This is a genomic window from Vibrio sp. 10N.222.46.A1, from assembly GCF_041473595.1.
GTDB lineage: Bacteria > Pseudomonadota > Gammaproteobacteria > Enterobacterales > Vibrionaceae > Vibrio > Vibrio tasmaniensis_A.
On sequence record NZ_JBFRSN010000808.1, the window covers coordinates 1 to 2,826 of the forward strand.

At 45.0% G+C, this 2,826-nt stretch carries 3 protein-coding genes; 1 reads left to right on the top strand and 2 read right to left on the bottom strand.

Translation table 11 applies throughout. From position 1 onward, the window contains the following. Nucleotides 1-176: 176 nt before the first annotated feature. Entirely contained in the window at nucleotides 177-926 is a 750-nt protein-coding gene (gene moeB, locus AB4496_RS20370) for a molybdopterin-synthase adenylyltransferase MoeB (RefSeq protein ID WP_009845548.1), read from the bottom strand. Nucleotides 927-938: 12 nt separating this feature from the next. Continuing rightward, nucleotides 939-2,174 (bottom strand): molybdopterin molybdotransferase MoeA, encoded by a 1,236-nt coding sequence (gene moeA, locus AB4496_RS20375; protein WP_009845547.1) that lies wholly within the window; start codon nucleotides 2,172-2,174, stop codon nucleotides 939-941. 216 nt (nucleotides 2,175-2,390) lie between these two features. Between moeA and folE the strand changes: the two genes are divergently transcribed. Next, nucleotides 2,391-2,826, top strand: a 436-nt coding sequence (gene folE / locus AB4496_RS20380) for a GTP cyclohydrolase I FolE (protein ID WP_372131780.1), incomplete at its 3' end; no start/stop codon positions are given.

Consider the following 2,826-nt stretch of genomic DNA (forward strand, 5'->3'; position numbering starts at 1 on the left):
ATTCTAAACTGCTGAGATGTGCAATATATTCTCAAAATGAGAATTCAAATGAAACTAATATTTTATAGATCATTTCAAATTGATAAATCGATTTGAGAAGCTGATGTTGAGACCTAAAAAAGCCCTGACTTTTAGTCAAGGCTTAGGCTGTCGATTAGAGGGGGGATATGCTTAGTCTATCCGCACACCGAGCAATTAGGCATCTTCATTAAATTCATTTCACGCCAGCTGTGAGACATGGCATCGAGAATTAAAAGTTTGCCTTGCTTTGGTTGTCCAAACTTAGCAATAACTTTGATAGCTTCCAAAGCCTGAGCTGCGCCCACCATGCCAACTACCGGTGCCATCACACCGGCTTCAACACAGCTTAGTGCAGCGTTGCCGAATAGAGCACTCAAGCACTGATAACACGGTGCGTCAGTATCTTGATAAGTGAATACGCTGATCTGGCCTTCCATACGAATAGCAGCACCAGAAACTAATGGTGTTTTCGATGCGTAGCACAAGCGGTTCAACTGATTACGTGTTTCTACGTTGTCACTTGCGTCGAGAACAAGCGAGTGAGTTTCAATCAACTTGCCAAGAGCTTGGTCATCAAGCCTGTGGTCGACAGTTTCAATTGTCAGATGAGGGTTCAATACCTGCAGCGACTCAGCGGCAGAATTGACTTTCTTCTTACCAATGTCAGCATCGGTGTGAAGGACTTGTCGTTGCAAGTTAGAAAGCTCGACAATATCATCATCGATCAGTGTTAGCTTACCAATGCCCGCAGTCGCAAGGTATTGAGCGGAGGCACAACCTAAGCCTCCAGCCCCTAATACTAAGATTGAGCTCTGCTTTAGTGCTTCTTGGCCTTCAAAATCAAACTGCTTAAGAATGATTTGACGGTTGTAGCGAAGCATCTCTACGTCAGACAGTATTTCCATCAGTAAGCCTCGTTAGTAAAGCGTCGAGTTAAACAGTTGGATCTGAACCGTTTCACCGACTTCAACACGGCCGCGTTCGCGCTCTAGTACCACAAAGCAGTTTGCTAAACTCATTGAGCGGAAAGCGCCAGAGCTTTGGTTACCCGTTGTTTCTACCACAAATTGACCGTTTTCAATCGAGTAAATGCCACGCTGGTAATCAGTACGGCCTGGGCCTTTTTTGAATGCAGACTTGGTGATAGCAGGAATAGATTCCGGAGCTGTCCACGCTGTGTGACCAGCCAATTTAGCAAGCATAGGTTGAACCAAAACATACATGGTCATCATCGCCGATACTGGGTTACCCGGTAGGCCGCAGAACCACGCGTTATCCAACTCACCAAATGCGAACGGTTTACCGGGTTTGATAGCTAGCTTCCAAAAACCGATTTGCCCCAGTTCTTCAAGAATGTCTTTCGTGTAATCAGCTTCGCCAACGCTTACGCCGCCAGAAGTCACAACCACGTCTGCTATTTGCTGTGCTTTCTCGAACGTCTCTTTAAGCGTTGCAGTGCAATCTGGGGTGATGCCTAGGTCTATAGCTTCACAACCAAACGCTTCAATTAGTGGCTTAATGCCGTAGCGGTTGCTGTCGTAGATCTGACCGTCTTCAAGCGGTTGACCTAGTGGCTTTAGCTCATCGCCGGTAGAAAAGAACGCGACTTTAGGCTTCTGTAACACTGTCACGTGGCTCACACCCAGCGAAGCAATCATTGGAATGTCACGAGGTGTTAAACGTTCACCGCGGCTAAGAACGATATCACCTTGTTTGATGTCATCACCAGTAGGGCGAATGTTATTGTTTAGCTTGATGTCGTCTTGTTGAATCTCAATACCAGCCTCAGTTTCGGCCGTATTTTCTTGCATGATTACGGCGTCACAACCCTCAGGGATCTTTGCGCCAGTCATAATGCGAATACAGGTGTTGCTTGGCCATTCACCTTCGAACGGTTGGCCTGCAAAAGATTTGCCTGCTAATGGTAGTACTTTACCGTTCTCTAGGTCTGCTAAGCGCAGTGCATAGCCATCCATTGCTGAGTTATCAAAAGGAGGTACGAAAATAGGGGAAAGAATATCTTCAGCAAGGACATAACCTAATGCTTCAGCAAGAGGTAGAGATAAAGTCGTTTGGATTGGTTTGATTGGTGATAGCAGCTTATCTAGTGCTTCTTCAATTGGCATTAAGCCCGGAGCGTCGCAACAGCCCATGATTGAAATCCTTTGGTCGTTATTATTTTGATTTAGTGGTTGGCAATGGTGACTCAATAATTATCAAATCACGGTTGTTCGCCAACGAAATTGCAGCCACTTTAGCATAGTTTAAGCCCCGTAAATAATGACCTCCCTTAAAATATGGGTGTATTTAATCAAAATTCCGAGTATCCTTGTTTGCCATCCAGAAGGGGTATTAAAAGAGGAAGTTCAATGTCAGGTCTTAGCGAATCAGCGAAGTTGGTTAAAGATGCGCTAGCAAGCCGCGGATTAGAGACACCAATGCGTCCTAACCAGGTTAGCCGAGAAGAGAAAAAGGAACGAATCGAACACCATATGCGTGAGATTCTAACTCTCCTTGAACTTGATCTTGCAGATGACAGTCTGGAAGAAACACCACAACGCATTGCAAAAATGTATGTGGATGAGATTTTCTCTGGTTTGGATTACGCCAATTTCCCTAAAATCACCGTGATCGAAAACAAGATGGGTGTTCGTGAAATGGTTCGTGTAAAAGACATTACCGTCACCAGCACATGTGAGCATCACTTAGTCACCATTGATGGTAAAACCGCAGTCGCTTACATTCCTCAAGGTAAGATCATTGGTCTTTCGAAGATCAACCGAATCGTTCGTTTCTTTGCTCAAC